Annotated in this window: 19 protein-coding genes; 9 read left to right on the top strand and 10 right to left on the bottom strand. The window is 66.4% G+C overall.

Going from position 1 to position 14,998, the window contains the following annotated elements; genetic code table 11:
* Nucleotides 1-13 precede the first annotated feature (13 nt).
* A complete protein-coding gene (locus AC3WOE_RS14040; protein ID WP_492691266.1) occupies nt 14-880 on the top strand; it encodes a ferritin family protein in 867 nt (288 codons plus the stop codon).
* 67 nt (nt 881-947) lie between these two features.
* Here the strand turns inward: AC3WOE_RS14040 and AC3WOE_RS14035 are convergent, their stop codons facing one another.
* The 7 genes from AC3WOE_RS14035 to AC3WOE_RS14005 form a co-directional block, all read right to left on the bottom strand.
* Complete coding sequence (locus AC3WOE_RS14035) at nt 948-1,820, bottom strand: hypothetical protein (protein WP_492691264.1); 873 nt, start codon at nt 1,818-1,820, stop codon at nt 948-950.
* A 7-nt stretch (nt 1,821-1,827) separates the two neighbouring features.
* Nucleotides 1,828-2,700, bottom strand: a complete 873-nt coding sequence (locus AC3WOE_RS14030; protein ID WP_492691262.1) for an ABC transporter ATP-binding protein — start codon at nt 2,698-2,700, stop codon at nt 1,828-1,830.
* Nucleotides 2,697-3,050 carry a GntR family transcriptional regulator gene (locus AC3WOE_RS14025; RefSeq protein ID WP_492691260.1) on the bottom strand — a complete coding sequence of 118 codons (354 nt, stop codon included), beginning with the start codon at nt 3,048-3,050 and terminating at the stop codon, nt 2,697-2,699. Before AC3WOE_RS14025 ends, AC3WOE_RS14030 begins: the two co-directional genes overlap by 4 nt.
* Nucleotides 3,051-3,189: 139 nt before the next feature.
* Complete coding sequence (locus AC3WOE_RS14020) at nt 3,190-3,702, bottom strand: MarR family winged helix-turn-helix transcriptional regulator (RefSeq protein WP_492691258.1); 513 nt, start codon at nt 3,700-3,702, stop codon at nt 3,190-3,192.
* Nucleotides 3,703-3,709: 7 nt separating this feature from the next.
* Nucleotides 3,710-4,849: a YbdK family carboxylate-amine ligase gene (locus tag AC3WOE_RS14015; protein ID WP_492691257.1), complete on the bottom strand. Its 1,140-nt coding sequence runs from the start codon at nt 4,847-4,849 to the stop codon at nt 3,710-3,712.
* A complete protein-coding gene (locus tag AC3WOE_RS14010; RefSeq protein WP_492691256.1) occupies nt 4,849-6,036 on the bottom strand; it encodes a cation:proton antiporter in 1,188 nt (395 codons plus the stop codon). The genes AC3WOE_RS14015 and AC3WOE_RS14010 overlap by 1 nt, the downstream gene beginning before the upstream one ends.
* Before the next feature lie 102 nt (nt 6,037-6,138).
* The gene (locus AC3WOE_RS14005; RefSeq protein ID WP_492691255.1) at nt 6,139-6,537 is read right to left on the bottom strand and encodes an OmpA family protein; all 399 of its coding nucleotides are present in this window, start codon (nt 6,535-6,537) and stop codon (nt 6,139-6,141) included.
* 237 nt (nt 6,538-6,774) lie between these two features.
* Between AC3WOE_RS14005 and AC3WOE_RS14000 the strand changes: the two genes are divergently transcribed.
* From AC3WOE_RS14000 to AC3WOE_RS13985, 4 genes are read left to right on the top strand one after another with little or no spacing between them, the layout of a single operon-like run.
* Nucleotides 6,775-8,124, top strand: a complete 1,350-nt coding sequence (locus tag AC3WOE_RS14000) for a chloride channel protein (RefSeq protein WP_492691253.1) — start codon at nt 6,775-6,777, stop codon at nt 8,122-8,124.
* Nucleotides 8,121-8,498: a hypothetical protein gene (locus tag AC3WOE_RS13995; protein WP_492691252.1), complete on the top strand. Its 378-nt coding sequence runs from the start codon at nt 8,121-8,123 to the stop codon at nt 8,496-8,498. Before AC3WOE_RS14000 ends, AC3WOE_RS13995 begins: the two co-directional genes overlap by 4 nt.
* A 1-nt stretch (nt 8,499) precedes the next feature.
* Complete coding sequence (locus AC3WOE_RS13990; protein ID WP_492691250.1) at nt 8,500-8,760, top strand: DUF5985 family protein; 261 nt, start codon at nt 8,500-8,502, stop codon at nt 8,758-8,760.
* The gene (locus AC3WOE_RS13985) at nt 8,757-9,029 is read left to right on the top strand and encodes a DUF5985 family protein (protein ID WP_492691249.1); all 273 of its coding nucleotides are present in this window, start codon (nt 8,757-8,759) and stop codon (nt 9,027-9,029) included. Before AC3WOE_RS13990 ends, AC3WOE_RS13985 begins: the two co-directional genes overlap by 4 nt.
* Before the next feature lie 7 nt (nt 9,030-9,036).
* Here the strand turns inward: AC3WOE_RS13985 and AC3WOE_RS13980 are convergent, their stop codons facing one another.
* On the bottom strand, nt 9,037-10,302 hold the full coding sequence (locus tag AC3WOE_RS13980) for a putative Na+/H+ antiporter (RefSeq protein WP_492691247.1): 1,266 nt from the start codon (nt 10,300-10,302) through the stop codon (nt 9,037-9,039).
* 135 nt (nt 10,303-10,437) lie between these two features.
* A complete protein-coding gene (locus AC3WOE_RS13975) occupies nt 10,438-10,965 on the bottom strand; it encodes a GFA family protein (RefSeq protein WP_492691246.1) in 528 nt (175 codons plus the stop codon).
* A 118-nt stretch (nt 10,966-11,083) separates the two neighbouring features.
* Between AC3WOE_RS13975 and AC3WOE_RS13970 the strand changes: the two genes are divergently transcribed.
* The gene (locus AC3WOE_RS13970; protein ID WP_492691245.1) at nt 11,084-11,377 is read left to right on the top strand and encodes a TfoX/Sxy family protein; all 294 of its coding nucleotides are present in this window, start codon (nt 11,084-11,086) and stop codon (nt 11,375-11,377) included.
* 105 nt (nt 11,378-11,482) lie between these two features.
* On the opposite strand, the gene AC3WOE_RS13965 is transcribed toward AC3WOE_RS13970, so the two are convergent.
* Nucleotides 11,483-12,076, bottom strand: a complete 594-nt coding sequence (locus AC3WOE_RS13965; RefSeq protein ID WP_492691244.1) for a TetR/AcrR family transcriptional regulator — start codon at nt 12,074-12,076, stop codon at nt 11,483-11,485.
* A gap of 94 nt (nt 12,077-12,170) precedes the next feature.
* Between AC3WOE_RS13965 and AC3WOE_RS13960 the strand changes: the two genes are divergently transcribed.
* From AC3WOE_RS13960 to AC3WOE_RS13950, 3 genes are all read left to right on the top strand, one after another.
* The gene (locus tag AC3WOE_RS13960; RefSeq protein WP_492691243.1) at nt 12,171-12,734 is read left to right on the top strand and encodes a peroxiredoxin family protein; all 564 of its coding nucleotides are present in this window, start codon (nt 12,171-12,173) and stop codon (nt 12,732-12,734) included.
* The gene (locus AC3WOE_RS13955; protein ID WP_492691242.1) at nt 12,686-13,453 is read left to right on the top strand and encodes an MBL fold metallo-hydrolase; all 768 of its coding nucleotides are present in this window, start codon (nt 12,686-12,688) and stop codon (nt 13,451-13,453) included. Before AC3WOE_RS13960 ends, AC3WOE_RS13955 begins: the two co-directional genes overlap by 49 nt.
* A gap of 378 nt (nt 13,454-13,831) precedes the next feature.
* Nucleotides 13,832-14,989, top strand: coding sequence for a sterol desaturase family protein (locus AC3WOE_RS13950; RefSeq protein WP_492691241.1), 1,158 nt, complete (start codon nt 13,832-13,834; stop codon nt 14,987-14,989).
* Nucleotides 14,990-14,998 lie beyond the last annotated feature (9 nt).

Raw genomic sequence — 14,998 nt, 5'->3', positions numbered from 1 at the left:
ACGAGGATTTCCCATGCTTTACCCCGAACTGTTCAAGCAACTCGAAGCCGTGCGCTGGAACATGGACCGCGACATTCCCTGGGACAAGTTCGACGCTTCCATGCTGAGCGACGAACAGGCCCAGACCATCAAGATGAACGCCATCACGGAGTGGTCGGCCCTGCCCGCCACCGAGATGTTCCTGCGCGACAACCGCGAGGACAGCGATTTCTCGGCCTTCATGTCGGTCTGGTTCTTCGAGGAGCAGAAGCACAGCCTGGTGCTGATCGAATACCTCAAGCGCTTCCGCCCCGACCTCGTGCCCACTGAAGCCGAACTGCACGAGGTGCGCTTCGACTTTGACCCGGCGCCGGCGCTCGAGACCCTGATGCTGCACTTCTGCGGCGAGATTCGCCTCAACCACTGGTATCGGCGTGCCGCCGAGTGGCATACCGAGCCCGTCATCCAGGCCATCTACGAGACCCTGTCGCGCGACGAGGCCCGCCATGGCGGCGCCTATCTGCGCTACATGAAGCGCGCCATGGCCAAGTTCGGCGACGAAGCCCGTGCCGCCTTCGCCAAGGTCGGTGTGCTGATGGCCAGCGCCCGCCGCACCGCCCAGGCCCTGCACCCGACCAATCTGCACGTCAACGCCAAGCTCTTCCCGCGCGACACCATCCAGAGCCGCCTGCCCGACCCCGAGTGGCTGGAGCGCTGGCTGGACACGCAGATCCAGTTCGACTCGGTGTGGGAGAACAAGGTCGTCGAGCGCATCCTGCACAACATGAGCCTGCTGATGGACCGCAGCTTCGCCACCGTGCAGGAGCTCAACCGCTTCCGCAAGGAAATGGCGGCGCGCATCGTCAACCCGTCCTCGGGCGAAGGCCTGGCGCCCGCCTGACAACGCAGGGCGCAGCCAATGAAAACGGGGCCTCGCGGCCCCGTTTTGCTTTTGGGTGGCCAAGCGCTCAGGCGCCGCGTGCCCGCTTCATCACCACCAGCGCGAAGCCGACGGCGGCCACGGCAGCCCAGCCCAGGAACTGCAGCGAGGCCAGTTCGGCCAGCGTCTGGCCCAGGTCATGGGCCATCCAGGCCCACAGGCTGTCACCGGACGACATCAGCGCCGACTTCAGCACATGCTCGTCGCTCACCAGGGTGTGGTTGAGTCGCGCGTTCCACTCGCCCAGCACCTGCAGCGGCCAGTCGATGCTGTAGACCTTGTGCAGCACCAGGGTGACGACGAAGCCGCCGACGAAGACCAGGGGCACGCCCAGGCGCTTGAGCCAGGCCGAGGCGGCCATCAGCACGAAGATCATCGGCGCCAGCCACAGCAGCAGCGGCACGGTGCCCAGCAGGCCGCGCACCAGCAGCGGCAGGGCGGCGGAGATGACCTCGCCCCAGTTCACCGCCATGGCCTCGGCAAAGCCTTCCTTGCTGCCCAGCACCGACATCGCAATCGGCAGGCCGAACAGGGCGCCCACGAGGGCGCCGCCCAGCGGCGCCAGCCAGGCGTGGGCCAGCACCGTCGCCGCCACGCTCTCGCTCGGGCGGCCCGGCAGGGACAGCCAGAACTCGATGGAACGGTCCTGGGCATCGCGGCGTGCCAGGCCCGGCAACTGGAACAGCGCCACCAGCAGGCAGACGGCAAAGACGGCGCAGGCGCTCAGCAGCAGCATGGCCAGGGCCAGCAGTTCGCGGTGCTCGGTCGGCAGGCCCTGCACATGGCCGAAGGGCAGCATGGCCAGGAAGAGGATGGGCGGCGCGAAGGCCGCGATCAGCCAGCCGCGCTTGTGCTGCATCCATTCGCGCAGCAGCAGGGTGGGGATGTGGTTGTTCATCATGTGTCCTTCAGGCTTGCTTGCCGTTCAGCGCCGGGTTGCGGGTCAGCGCCATGAAGAGGTCGACGAGGCTGGGGCGCACGCGCTGGCCCAGGCTGGTGACGTGCTCGGGCGGTGCGCCGTCGAACAACGAGGTCGTGCGGCCCTGCTCGCGGTAGCGCAGCAGCGGGTGGGCGGCGGCCATAGCCTCGGCGGCGGCCGGGTCGTGGTTCAGGGCCACGAAGCGGCGGTCGATGTCCTCCAGGCTGATCGACAGCGCCACGCGCCCCTCGTCCAGCATGATGACGTCGCTCAGCAAGGCCTCCACCTCCTCGACCTGGTGGGTCGAGATCAGCACGCTGCGCTCGCCGTCGCACCACTCGTCGATGAGCATCTCGTAGAAGCTCTTGCGCGACACCACGTCCAGGCCCAGCGTCGGCTCGTCCAGGATCATCAGCTTGGCGTCGATGGCGGCGATCAGTGCCAGGTGGGTCTGGGCCACCATGCCCTTGGACAGGCTCTTGATCTTGTCGTTCTCCCCGACGCTGGTGCGCTTGAGCAGGGCGCGGGCGCGCTCGGCCGAGAACTTGGGTTGCAGCCGAGCCATCAGCGTGATCAGCTCGTGGACCTTGGCCCAGCGCGGCAGCACCGCCACGTCGGGGATGTAGCTCAGCTCGGTCAGCAGCTGCTGGCGGTGGTGCGTCGGCTCCAGGCCCAGCACCTTGAGTTCGCCCTGCACCGGCAGCAGGCCAACCAGGGCCTTCATCAGCGAGGTCTTGCCGGCGCCGTTGTGGCCCAGCAGGCCGACGACGCGGCCCTTGGGCACGGCGACGGACACGTCATTCAGCGCCGTCTTCTTGCCGTAGCGCAGCGTGATGTTGTTGGCTTCGATGAGGTTCATCATGTCGACTCCCAGTTCAGATCCTTGGCGCTCAGGCCCAGCCGCTTGAGCTTGGCGCGCAGGGCCGGCCAGTCCTTCTGCAGGAACTGCTCGCGCTCCTGGCGCAGCAGGCGCTCGCGGGCGCCGGTCATCACATACATGCCCAGGCCCCGGCGCGACTCGATCAACCCGTGGTCGCTGAGCGCCTGCAGGGCCCGCGTGACGGTCAGCGGGTTGATGACGTACTGGCTGGCGAGCTGGCGCACCGAGGGCAGTGCCTCGCCTTCCGAGGGGCTGCCGTCGAGCAGCTGCACCGCCAGGCGGTCGGCCAGCTGCTGGTAGATCGGCGCCTGGTCTGTCCAGGTGGGAGTCATGGGAGCTCCGGGGTGTGTTGCTGATGTAGCACACCATATCTCCACCCCCGGTTGCGACCTAGCGGGGGGCGACAGACTGCAGATTTGGGGGGATGAGCCGTATCAGTGTCTGCGCTTGACTTGGTCAGACTGGCGGCGCTCACATCTCGCCAAGAGGAATGCGAGCTGCGCCTTCGTCGGCATCCAGAAGCAGAATGAGCTCGCCAAGGTCTTTGCGCAGTCGACGAAGACTCGCCTTGTCCAGCGCCTTCAACGCTTCCGGCAAGACGCCTGAGAACGGAGCCGGTGCACGACGCAGCGCCTTGACCCCATCCGGCAGGATATGGAGCTGCACGGCCCTGCGGTCGATGCCCTCCTTGCGACCTTCCACCATGCCGCGCTCGGTCAGCAGCTTGACCAGATTGCTGGCGGTCGACGGGTTGACGTCCATCGCGCGCGCCAGCTCACCAACGCCGATGCCCGGATGTTGCTCGACCAGTGACAGCGCCCAGATCTGCGCGCCGCCCAGCCCCGACTTCTTCTCGACCTGCTGGAAGTGCGTCTTGACGGCATTCAGCACCTGCCGGAATTGCCGCAATACCTGTGCGGCATCGTCCTGTTGCTCGTCGCTCGAGACGGCGTTGAGTGTGCTGGCTGTACGTCGGATGACCATCACGGAATCATAGGGAAGGGTCTGCCGGCGACGACCCCCGAAAGCGCGCGAGTGCCGCATCCACCATGCCTTCGGGGCTGCCGCGCGCCTGGAACTGCTGGCGTAGGTGGCTGGCGTCGCTGCCCTCGTGAGTGGCGCGGTACAGGTGCTCCAGCGCTTCGCGGCTGCCCAACCGGTCGGCGTAGGGTTCCAGATGCCTCAGCGTGGCCAACATGTCTTCGCGCAGCGACAGCGTCTCGTAGCTCTTGGGGTGCACCAGCGTGCCGTCCAGGCCGAAGCGGCAGGCCTGGAAGCGGTTGTAGTTGTAGACCAGGTAGTCGTTTTCCTCGGGCGCGGGCTGGTTGCGCTCCAGCAGGAAGGCGCTCAGCGCCTGCAGGTAGCAGGCCAGCGCGGCGGCGCGCTCCACGGTGAGCGGCGTGTCACACACCCGCAGTTCGATGGTTCCGAACTCGGGCTTGGGGCGGATGTCCCAATAGAAGTCCTTCATGCTCTTGACGATGCCGGTGCGCTCCATGTGGGCGAAGTAGCCTTGGGCGAAACCGTTCCAGTCCAGCACGAAGGGCGCGCGGCCGCTCAGCGGGAAGGCGAAGACCGAGTTCAGGCGGGCCGAATTGAAGAGTGTGTCCTTGCCTTGCACGAATGGCGAGGAGGCCGACAACGCGATGAAGTGCGGCACGTAGCGGTTCAGCGCGTGCAGCAAGAACATGGCGTCGTCGCCAGAGGCGCAGCCGACGTGGACGTGCTGACCAAAGATCGTGAACTGCTTGGCCAGGTAGCCGTACAGCGCCGACACCTCCTTGAAGCGCGGCTTGGCGAAGATCTTGCGCTGGCTCCATTGCTGGAAGGGGTGGGTGCCGCCACCGCAGACGCCGACATTGAGCGTGTCGCCGGCACGCACGAGCGAATCACGCACCTGCCGCAGCTGGGCCAGCAGGCTGGTGTGATCGCGGTGCACGTCGGTGGAAATCTCGATCATGCTTTCGGTGATTTCGGGCACGACGTTGCCGGGGAAGCGCGACCTGGAAAGCAGCTCCAGCATGTCGGGGCTGGCGTCTATGAGGTCGAAGTCGCTGAGCGAGACGAGTTGCAGTTCCAGCTCGACGCCCAGCGTCAGCGCGTCGGACTTGGAGAAGTCTTCGAGTGCCATCAGTGCTCCCCGGGTTCATGGGTCTCGTGCGCCCAGATCAGGGCCCGCTGCGTCACGATGGGGCCGGCGAGTTCCAGCAGCAGCGTGGTTGCGGCGAGGGCGGCCAACTGGTCGACCAGGTCGACGCCGAGGTAGCGGGCCTGTTCCAGCAGCAGGATGACGAAGACGGAGATGGGCGTCATCGCCAGTCCGGTCAGCATGCCCTTGCGCCAGGACACGCCGCTGAGCCGCGCGAACAAGGTCACGCCAACGATCTTGGCCCCCCCGCGCACGGCGATCAAACCCAGCGCGAGGCCCAGGCCGTTGAGCACGCGGCTCCATTCCAGTGTGCTGGCGACGAACATGAAGAGCACCACGGTCAGCACGTCGCCCAGCGCGCCAAAGTTGCGCTGCGTGGCGCTGAATGCCACGCGCCGATGACGCGCAACCAGGCCGAATGTCAGCGTGGCCAGCACCGGAGACAGCTTGAGGGCATGGGTGACGGCCACCAGCAGCACGACGGCGATGGCGAATGCCACGGTCGCATCGCGGCTGAGAGTTCCCAAGCCGCGCATGACGGCCGGCACCGCGATTCCGCAAAGCGCGCCCAGCAGCGACGATGCACCGAGCACGACGACGCTGTTCAGCGCCGCCTGCAACAGGCTGCCCGAACTCTGGAAGGTCCACACGCCGACCACGACCTTGAAGGTGAACACGGCGAGCACGCAGTTGAGGCCGGTCAGATGGATCAGCCGCTCCGTCACCTGCCCGGAGCTGCGCCGCTCGTTGACGACGCGCATGACCGCGGCAGGCGAAGTGGACATGGCCAGCGAGGCCAGCAGCAGGCCCGTGACTGTCGGAAGGTCCGTGAGCATGGCCAGCGCCAGCACGCAGAAAAAGGTCAGCACCGACTCCAGCAACCCGCTGGCCGCCAGCCAGGGGTTGATGCGCAGCCAGTGGATGTTGATGCGGTAGCCGAACTCGAACAGGATGAGACCGAAGGCGATGTTGGCCAGCAGCATCATGGAACCCGTACCGGCCGCGGGCAGAAGCCCGCTCTGCGCCTGGCCCAACGCGAAGCCCACCAGGCCGTACAGGCTGATGCGTGGCAGCCCCGTCCAACGGTGACCAAACTCTCCCACGACCCACGCCAGGACGATGCCCAATGGCCATCCCAGCTCGTTGAGCATGGTGCCCATGTCGAACATGACGCCTCCTCAAGAAGTGGGCACCTTCAAGGTGCCCGAAGCTGGCTTCCCGGCCAGCGGTCCGGCAGAGTCGGCGGCCGGCTCGAGAGCCGTCGCGCCCCGCTACCTGGAGGTTCTGCGGTAGATGATGTCGGCGCGCCGGTTGTGGGCGCGCGACTCTTCATCCATGCCAGCACGGCGGGGTTTCTCCTCGCCATAGCTGACGGTCTCGATCTGCTCGTCCCTGGCACCGAGCAACTGCAGGGCCGCCTTGAGCGCCTGCGCCCGCCGCTCGCCCAGCGCGAGGTTGTATTCCCGGCCACCGCGGTCGTCCGTGTTGCCCTCCACCCGCACGCGCAGTTCGGGGTAGCGCCAGAGGTAGATGCCGTGCGACTCCACAACTGGTTGGTCCTCGGGACGCACCGTCCACTCGTCAAAGGCGAAAAAGACGCTGCGGTGCCCGTACAGCTCGCTGTCCGGGTCAAGATGGGGGGGCAACACCTTGATGCGTTGGGCGGCCACCGTTTCGGGTTGTGGCCTTGGCAATGGCGCGGACGCGGCCACGGGCAAAGGCGAGACGAGCACAGTGTTCACAGGCCCGAACACGGTGCTCGTCGCGCAGCCCGCTAGCGTAACGGCAAGCGCAGCAAGCATTGCAGTGGTACGAATGGCACGCACGCGGCAGAGAACCTTGGGTCCGGGGTTGTGACAAGCAAAGCCTAGCATATACATTTGTACAAACATTTCTTTCCACTCGCGTTGCCTCCCCCGCCCCCGCCACACAAGCACATTGAGCAGCCCGACGTCGTCGCGTCAATTCGTGGCGACCTGACGGATTGGCGGACATGGGTCGGCCGCTTCGTCGTGCTGTCGTTCGCCGTCCTCGCAGGGCTTTCTGTCGTCGGCTTTACCTGGCTCTGCGAACGTGCGCTGGCCGGCTTTGGTTGGCTGTCTGCGCAGGCCGCATGGCTGCCCTTCCTCTGGACGCCGGCCTGGCTGGCCACGTTGGTCTGGTTGACGCGGCGCCATGCACCGGGAGCGGCGGGCTCGGGGATTCCTCAGGTCATGGCGGCGCTTGAACCGGCCGTGGGCGAACACGACCGCAGCCTGTTCGTCTCCCTGCGCCTGAGCATCGCCAAGGCGCTGCTCACGGCCGGCGGCCTGCTGGGCGGGCTCGCCATGGGACGCGAAGGACCCTCGGTGCAGATCGCGGCCGGCGTCATGCACCATGCGCGTCGATACATGCCGCAGGGGGCTCCGGTCTCGACCCACGGTCTGCTCGTGGCCGGTGGTGCGGCAGGCATCGCCGCGGCGTTCAATGCGCCGCTGGCGGGCATCATGTTCGCCATCGAGGAGCTGAGCCGCCGTTTCGAGCAGCGCAGCAGCGGCCTCATCATCGCGGCCATCGTGCTGGCGGGGCTGATGGCGGTCTCGGCGTTCGGCAACGCCACCTACTTCGGCGTGATCCGCGTGCCCGCGCTGGCACCTGGCTTTGTCTTTCCCGCGCTGCTGGTGACCGTGGCCAGCGGCGCCCTGGGCGGCGTCTTCTCCCGGCTGCTGCATGCCTCGATGACCGACGTCAGGGGCCGTCTGGGGCAATGGCGGCAAGCCCGTCCGGTGCTGTTCGCTGCAGTTTGCGGGGTCGCCATTGCGCTGATCGGCTGGGTCAGCGGGGGCTCGAGCTTCGGCAGTGGCTATGAGTACACGCGGCATCTGCTGGATGGCCATATCGACCTGCCATTGCTTTACGTCACCCTGCGTTTCGTGGCCACCTGGCTCGCGGTCTGGTCGGGCGTGCCCGGCGGTGTCTTCGCACCATCGCTGGCCATCGGAGCTGGCCTGGGGGCGGACGTGGCGGTCTTCACGGGCTTCGAGGGCAGCTCCTCCGCGCTGATTGCGCTGGGCATGGCGGGCTTCCTGGCAGCCGTCACGCAGGCGCCGCTGACGGCCTTCATCATCGTCATGGAGATGGTGGACGGTCATGCCATGGTGCTGACCCTAATGGCCGCCGCGCTGGGCGCCAGCCTGGTGTCGCGCTGGATCAGCCGACCGCTCTACAGCTCGCTGATGCTCTCGCAACTGGGGCGCCTGCCCCCGCCTTCGGCATGAGCGAGGAAGCCATCCCGGACGAGGTCAGGCGCTTCATCCTGACCGCCATTCCCTCGGTGCCCTATCTCGAGGCTGTATTGCAGTTCCAGCGCCAGCCCGAAGTGCCGAGGTCTGCAGAAGACATCGGTCGCGCGCTCTATGTCTCGGTCGGAACGGCCACCGAGCTGCTGCAGGCCATGAGCGATGCCGGCGTCGTGCAGGCGCAGGGTGAACAATTCCGCTATGCGCCCGACGAAGCGCTGGGCCAGGCGCTGACGCAACTGGCCGAGGTCTACGCCCGCAATCTCATCGGGGTGTCCGGCCTGATTCACGACGCGACCCAACGAAGCGCCCAGCGGTTTGCAGAGGCTTTCCGGCTGAGAAGGAGGACGTGAGATGGCGATCCTGATATTTGGCCTTTGCCTGATGACGGCGGCTCTGTGCGCCGCGCTGCTGCTGCGCAGCTATGCCAGGACGAGGTTCGCGCTGCTGCTGTGGAGCGGGCTGTGCTTCGTCGGGCTCACGGCCAACAACGTGCTGCTGCTGCTGGACAAGACTGTCTTCGCGGACGTCGACCTGTCGCCGTGGCGTGCCGTCGTGGGGCTGGTCTCCATGCTGCTGCTCGTCGTGGGCCTGGTGACGGAGAGGGAACGATGACCGTCGCGGCCCTGACCCCGGTGCTGCATGGCGCCACCGCCGCCCTGGCGTGCGTGGCGGGGCTGTTCTTCTGGTGCTTCTGGCGCAGGACGCGAGACCGGTTCTTCATCTTCTTCGCGCTGTCGTTCTGGATCGAGTCGGCGAATCGCATGCACCTGGGCCTCAGTGCGCAGGTGGGTGAGGATGCGCCCCTGAACTATGCGGTGCGGCTCATCGCCTACGCGCTGATCCTGGTGGCCATCTGGGACAAGAACCGGCCCAGGAGCTGAACCAGCCTCAGAGCAGCAGGAAGGCCGCCGCTGCGACGATGGTCGGCCCGAGGGCGCCGAGGAACAGCGCCCCCGCCCCCACCGATTCATCGGCAAAGCCGCGCCTCAACAGGGTCAGGCCTGCCGGATTGGGAGCGTTGGCGATGACCGTCAGCCCCCCGCCGGCAACGGCGCCGGCGACGAGCATGTACTTGGCGGCGCTGGAGATGCCCTCGATCTGTGAACCCAGGTAGGTCAGTGCCGCGTTGTCGGTGATCGCCGTCAGGCCGAGGGCGCCGAAGAACAACTGCACCGGCCCCAGCGCCGACACGATGGGCTGAAGCCACCATCGCTGCAGCCCGCCCAGCACGACGAGGCCGGCCAGGAAGAAAGCCACCAGCAGGGCTTCCTTGATGAGCAGCGGGTCCTGGTGCCTGTCGTAGGCCTGAGCAAAACCGAGGAACAGCAGGAATAGTCCCAGGAAGGCGACCGGGTGGTGGGCCAGCATCACGACGCCTGCCAACAGCGCCAGATGGACCGCGATGATGCCCGGGGGGACGCCCGGCGCGTCCGCGCTGCCGCGTCTGCTGGCTGGTGCGTGCTCGATCAGTTTCCGGCGCAGGATGGCCGCAGCCACGGTGGCATTGGCGAAGACGGCGAGGGCAGCCTTCCAGCCCAGGTTCGACAGCATGAAGCCGCTGTCCCAGTTCCATGTCTGCGCCACCATCAGCACAGGCGGCGCCGCATAGGAGGTCAGCGTGCCACCAATGGAGACATTGACGAAGAGCACGCCCAGGGCCAGGTACTTGGGCGGCTCGGGCATTTCGGGGCGGAACACGACTGGCGCCAGCATCAGGGCCGCTATGGTCATTGCCGCCGGCTCGGTGACGAGGGAGCCAAGCAGCGGAACGACGGCCAGCCCCAGCCAGGCCGCGGCGACCTGTGGCGCGAGGGGCAGCAGGCGTGCGCAGGCGCCGATGAGGGTCCGCACGGCGTGCAGGATCGGCCGTGAACCCGCGATGACCATCACGACGAACACGAACAGGGGTTCGGTGTAGTTGCGCGATTCGGCGTAGTCCAGCGCCTGTCCGGCACCATTCAGCAGCGCCATGGCAAGCACGAGGACGATGGCCCAGAAGCCGAAGACCACCTCCACTTCGCCAAGCAGATGCAGTAGTCCGGCGTGGCGCGGAACTCGGTGCGCCAGTCGCTCGAACAGCTTGGCAGAGAAGGTATGAACCAGCGCGGCCGCGAAGATGAAGGCGGCGACCAGCTCGATGGGTTGGAAGGTCATGTCGGAGAAGCCCAGGCTCAAGCCCGTGAGGCGGCCCGACCTTCACGCAAACCTGTTGCGCAGACCTGCCCAACACCCATAGCCAGTGTACGAAAGGTCCCCGCGGCGTCCAGGCGCGGACAGCGGCTTCCCCCGCTAGTTCGAACTTGGTTCCCGCGTTGACGCCAAATAGGCCTCGATCAAAGGACGCATCGCCGTGCGGCGCGCGAGGCTCTCCTTGGGCCAGAACACCTCACGGTCGTAGTACTCGGCCACCGCCGGCACGCCGCTTGGCAGCAGCACCCATGGCTGCTTGGAGGCGGTGAAGATGTGGATGTCCGGCGGCAGCAGGTCCGGGTTGTCCAAGGTGCCGACACGAACGAACTTCACCACTGGTCCCGCGCCAGCGTAGTGGCTCCAGACCGCGACCTTGCACATGGGGCAGCGGGCGATCAACTGGCCGCTGCCGCTGCTGGAAGGCGTCTTGACCAGCTCGGGCTCGTGGCCCAACTGGGTTACCCGGTCGCCTTCAATCATGGCATTGAGGGCGAAGGAGGCGCCCGACTCCCGCTGGCACCAGCGGCAGTGGCAGCAGTGGACGAAGCGAGGTGCGCTTTCAAGGCGATACCTGACGGCGCGGCAATCACAACCGCCTTCCGCGGGGAACGAGGTGGACGTGTCCATCGGAATCCCTCCTGGGCCTGATTGATACTCGCGCCGCATGACGACGCCAAGGTGATGCTAGTGGGTGAAGGCCAAAGCCAGCCTTGTCGTCTTCCTCGTGCCCGTTACAGGAGAGTCTTTGAGCACGACTTCGGCAAGTGACGATCTGGTGGCCCGCGTTCGCAGCTTGCTTGCCGATGTACCCGGCATCCGAGAGAAGCGGATGTTTGGCAGCATCGGCTTCATGCTGCGGGACAACCTGTGCGTGACGGCCCGCCCCGAGCGGCTGATGTGCCGGATCGACCCCGCCCTGCACGAAGAGACGCTCAAGCGCGAGGGCGTCGAGACGGTGGTGATGCAGGGGAGACCTTACCCGGGCTATGTGTTCGTGGCGGCGGCGTCCGTGACGACGCCATCAGCGCTGCAGCATTGAATCGACCTGTGCCTCGCGCACAACGCGACGCTGCCGGCGGCCAAGGTGAGGAAGCCCGCTGCGCGAGGCAACGTCAAGGGATGACGACTGCAGGCGCCGCAAGCTTCAGGCCGCGCGCTTGCGTTTGCCGCTCGGTAGGACGGTGTCGAGCCAGGCCATGGCCTCGTCCACCTGACGATGAACCACGTCCGGATCGCGCCGCGCCTGGGCAACCACGGCGGCTCCTTGCAGGCGGGCCAGCAGATGCTCGGCGGATCGCTCGGCCTGCTTCCTGTGCATGGACCGGGCGAAGGCCTCGCACAGATACGCCTCCAGCTGCAGCAAAAGTGCCGCAGCGTTCCCATGCAGGGCCTCGTCTGTCTTGCCCAGCTCGGTAGCCAGACCGCCCACCGGGCAGCCGTGCTGGGCCAGCTCCGCTGCCGAGGACCGGACGTGTTCGAGCAGCCGGCCTATCGTCGTGCGGGCATCCTCGCCGTCCTGGGCCGGCGCCACCAGCTCGCCCCAGAGTGCTTTCGCTCGTGCATCGAGCACGGCGTCGAGCAGGCCTTGCTTTGTCTTGAAGTAGTAGGCCAGGTTGCCCTTCAGAAGGCCTGACGCTTCGGCGACGTCAGCAATCGACGTGGCGGCGAAGCCGCGCGTGGCAAAGAGATGCGACGCCGCGGCGACGACGCGGTCACGGGTGGCGGAAGGCTCGCTCATGGCCGGATTCTATCTGGACGCTCGTCCAAATTTCCGTTGAACATTGGACGATCGTCCTGATAGCATTGGACGGTCGTCCAATTGGGGAATATTCATGCCGCTTCAACAGGGGTCGACAGCGCCCGACTTTCAGGCCTCCGACATGTTCGGCCGCGCAGTCCAGCTCTCGGAGCTGAGGGGGCGGCCGGTGCTGCTCTCATTCATGCGCTACGCCTCCTGCCCGATGTGCAATCTCAGAGTCCGGGAGATGGTGCTGGCGCATGAGCGATTGGCGCGCGACGGTCTTGTCGTGCTGGCGGTCTTCCAGTCCACCGCCGAAAGCATGAGGGAGTATGTCGGCCGTCAGGACGCACCATTCGCCCTGATCCCCGATCCCGGGATGGAGCTCTACCGCCTCTTCCAGGTGGAAAGGAGCTGGGCCGGCCTGCTGGCGCCGAGCAACGCCGTGCACGCCGTCCGCGCTTTCTCCAAACGTTTCGCACCCGGTCGCGTCGAAGGGCCCTTCGACCGTTTGCCGGCCGACTTCCTCATCGGCCCCGAGGGTCGCATCGACCTCGCCTTCTACGCCAGGGTTGCGGGAGGCCATGTGCCGCTGGACGAGGTCTATTCATGGCTGCAGCGCAACCCGCCGACTGCGCCCGTCGGAGTGACGGCGTGATGGGGCTGGAAGTCGTCCGGATTTCCATCCTGCCGATGGGCCTCGTCAACGCCCATCTTGTCGTGGGCGCCAGCGGTGCCGTGCTGGTGGATGCCGGCTTGCCCGACACCGAGGATGCCGTGGCGAAGGCCTTGAATGCCCGGGGCCTGGATTGGCGCGACATCAAGCTGATCGTCATCACTCACGCGCACATCGATCACGCAGGCAATGCGGTCCGGTTGCGTGGGCTGACTGGCGCGCCGGTGTGCGCGCACCGCGGCGATCTGGATCACTACACCCAACGCCAACGCATGACGTTCTGCGCGACGGGCGTCTTCGGACGCGTCTTCTTCCGCACTGGCCTGATCCAGCGGGCCTACCAGCCCTTCGAGCCGGACATCCTGCTGGAGGGCGACCAGGCATTCGATCTGGCGCCATACGGCATCGCTGGCAAGGTGGTAGCCACGCCTGGCCACACTTGCGGCTCGTTGAGCATTGCGCTCGACAACGGTCAGGCGCTGGTTGGCGATCTGATTGCCTCCGGGGTGCTGCTTGGCGGCATTGTGCTGACGGGACGCGCCAAGCGTCCGCCGTTTGAAGACGACCCTCAGCGCGTCGCCCAGGCGCTCGAACGCCTCGCCGCAGATGGAGCGACGAAATTCTTCATGGGACACGGTGGGCCATTGCCCCAGGCCGAAGTCCTTCGTCATGCACGGCGACTTCGGGGCGGCACGAAATAAGGCAGGGGCGTGGCACCGGCCCGGCACCCAGCCAGTGCCATCCCGCCCAGGCCAGCGCCAGGGCTGTCGCGCCTGCCGCCCAACTCAAGGGCCTGCTCATGCGAGCAGGCGCGCGCAACGGCACTGCGGGTGTCGAAGGCATTGAAAGACGGGCGGCTCGACGCGGGCTTGCATGGAAGACGGTGATCGCTCGGGGGCGCCGCAATATCACGCGACGGCAGGCCCCTGCGGAAGCGGGCCGGCATGAGCCCCGTTGGAAGCTACTACGTCACGTACCGCCACGATCCCTGCATTCACCCCGCAGAAGGCCACATTTAGACTCGCGCCATTCGGAGATGCCGCCATCCGCCGGTGGCAACGAGAAAAGGGGAGCGGATCGTGCTCGAACAAAAGATCAACGAAGTCTTCGGCGACGGTGGGCCGAGTCATTTCGGCAGCGGCTGGTGGAGCGGCATCCTGTCGGCCTTCTGCGGGCTGCTGGCGCTGGGCGCCGTGGTCTGCCTGCATTTCCCGCAGCTCCTGACCTCGCCCGAACTGCGGCCGCACTACCCGATGGCCATCATGCGCGGCGTGATCCAGGGGGTCATCGTGGGCGCGCTGGTCTTCGGCGTGCTCAACGCCATCCTGCGACGCAAGAAGATCCTGGGCCTGACCGGCATCACGCTGGCCCTGCTGGCCACGCTGTGGGGCGGCGCCAGCGTGCCCATCAACGGCGAACTGCACGACGGTCCGGCCATCGGCCTGGACTGGTTCCTGCTGGACATGCTGCTGATGACCCTCATCTTCTCGCCGATCGAGGTGCTGTGGCCGGCCTATCCGAAGCAGAGCGTGTTTCGCCCCGAATGGCTGCTGGACATCAAGTACTTCCTGTCCACGCACCTGCCGATCCAGATCACGTCCTTCCTGATCCTGCTGCCCGCGACGCAGCTCACGACCTATCTGGGTGTGCCCGCCATCCTGAATGCCATGGCGGCCCTGCCGTGGATCGTGCAGTTCTTCCTGGCGATCCTGGTGGCGGACTTGTGCGAGTACGCCGTCCATCTCGCCTTCCACAAGATCCCGTTCCTCTGGCGCTTCCACGCGATCCACCATTCGTCAAAGGGCCTGGACTGGATTGCCGGCTCGCGCTCGCACCTTGTCGACGACGTCATCGTGCGTGCCTTCATGCTGGTGCCGATGATGTTCATCTTCCCGCACGACATGATCGTGGCCTACCTGTTCTTCGTGACCATCCACGCGACCTGGGCGCACTGCAACTTCGGCCCGACGGTGAAATGGCTCGAGCCCTTCCTGATCCAGCCGCGCTTCCACCATTGGCACCACACGTCGCAGAAGGAAGCGCTGGACAAGAACTTCGCCATCCACTTCCCGTGGATCGACCGGCTGTTCGGCACGCACTACCTGCCCGCGGACGGCAGCTGGCCGCATACCTACGGCCTGTACAAGGAAGAGCTGCCGGCCGGCTTCTGGGCCCAGGCGCTGTATCCGTTCCGCGCCCGGCCCAAGAAGGCGCTGAAGGCGAAGTCGCCGGCCTGACGATCTCAG

It is taken from the genome of Roseateles sp. FW305-36 (assembly GCF_058787015.1).
This window is presented reverse-complemented; position numbering and strand designations above follow the sequence as displayed.

What these genes read in the sequence shown, in the direction of transcription:
- AC3WOE_RS13960 (WP_492691243.1), top strand. Translation starts at nt 12,171, where the DNA reads ATGCCGCTTCAACAGGGGTCGACAGCGCCCGACTTTCAGGCCTCCGAC.
- AC3WOE_RS14030 (WP_492691262.1), bottom strand. Translation starts at nt 2,700, where the DNA reads ATGATGAACCTCATCGAAGCCAACAACATCACGCTGCGCTACGGCAAG.
- AC3WOE_RS13985 (WP_492691249.1), top strand. Translation starts at nt 8,757, where the DNA reads ATGACCGTCGCGGCCCTGACCCCGGTGCTGCATGGCGCCACCGCCGCC.
- AC3WOE_RS14010 (WP_492691256.1), bottom strand. Translation starts at nt 6,036, where the DNA reads ATGTTCGACATGGGCACCATGCTCAACGAGCTGGGATGGCCATTGGGC.
- AC3WOE_RS14025 (WP_492691260.1), bottom strand. Translation starts at nt 3,050, where the DNA reads ATGACTCCCACCTGGACAGACCAGGCGCCGATCTACCAGCAGCTGGCC.
- AC3WOE_RS13975 (WP_492691246.1), bottom strand. Translation starts at nt 10,965, where the DNA reads ATGGACACGTCCACCTCGTTCCCCGCGGAAGGCGGTTGTGATTGCCGC.
- AC3WOE_RS14015 (WP_492691257.1), bottom strand. Translation starts at nt 4,849, where the DNA reads ATGGCACTCGAAGACTTCTCCAAGTCCGACGCGCTGACGCTGGGCGTC.
- AC3WOE_RS14040 (WP_492691266.1), top strand. Translation starts at nt 14, where the DNA reads ATGCTTTACCCCGAACTGTTCAAGCAACTCGAAGCCGTGCGCTGGAAC.
- AC3WOE_RS13995 (WP_492691252.1), top strand. Translation starts at nt 8,121, where the DNA reads ATGAGCGAGGAAGCCATCCCGGACGAGGTCAGGCGCTTCATCCTGACC.
- AC3WOE_RS13955 (WP_492691242.1), top strand. Translation starts at nt 12,686, where the DNA reads ATGGCTGCAGCGCAACCCGCCGACTGCGCCCGTCGGAGTGACGGCGTG.
- AC3WOE_RS14035 (WP_492691264.1), bottom strand. Translation starts at nt 1,820, where the DNA reads ATGATGAACAACCACATCCCCACCCTGCTGCTGCGCGAATGGATGCAG.
- AC3WOE_RS13990 (WP_492691250.1), top strand. Translation starts at nt 8,500, where the DNA reads ATGGCGATCCTGATATTTGGCCTTTGCCTGATGACGGCGGCTCTGTGC.
- AC3WOE_RS13965 (WP_492691244.1), bottom strand. Translation starts at nt 12,076, where the DNA reads ATGAGCGAGCCTTCCGCCACCCGTGACCGCGTCGTCGCCGCGGCGTCG.
- AC3WOE_RS13980 (WP_492691247.1), bottom strand. Translation starts at nt 10,302, where the DNA reads ATGACCTTCCAACCCATCGAGCTGGTCGCCGCCTTCATCTTCGCGGCC.
- AC3WOE_RS14020 (WP_492691258.1), bottom strand. Translation starts at nt 3,702, where the DNA reads ATGGTCATCCGACGTACAGCCAGCACACTCAACGCCGTCTCGAGCGAC.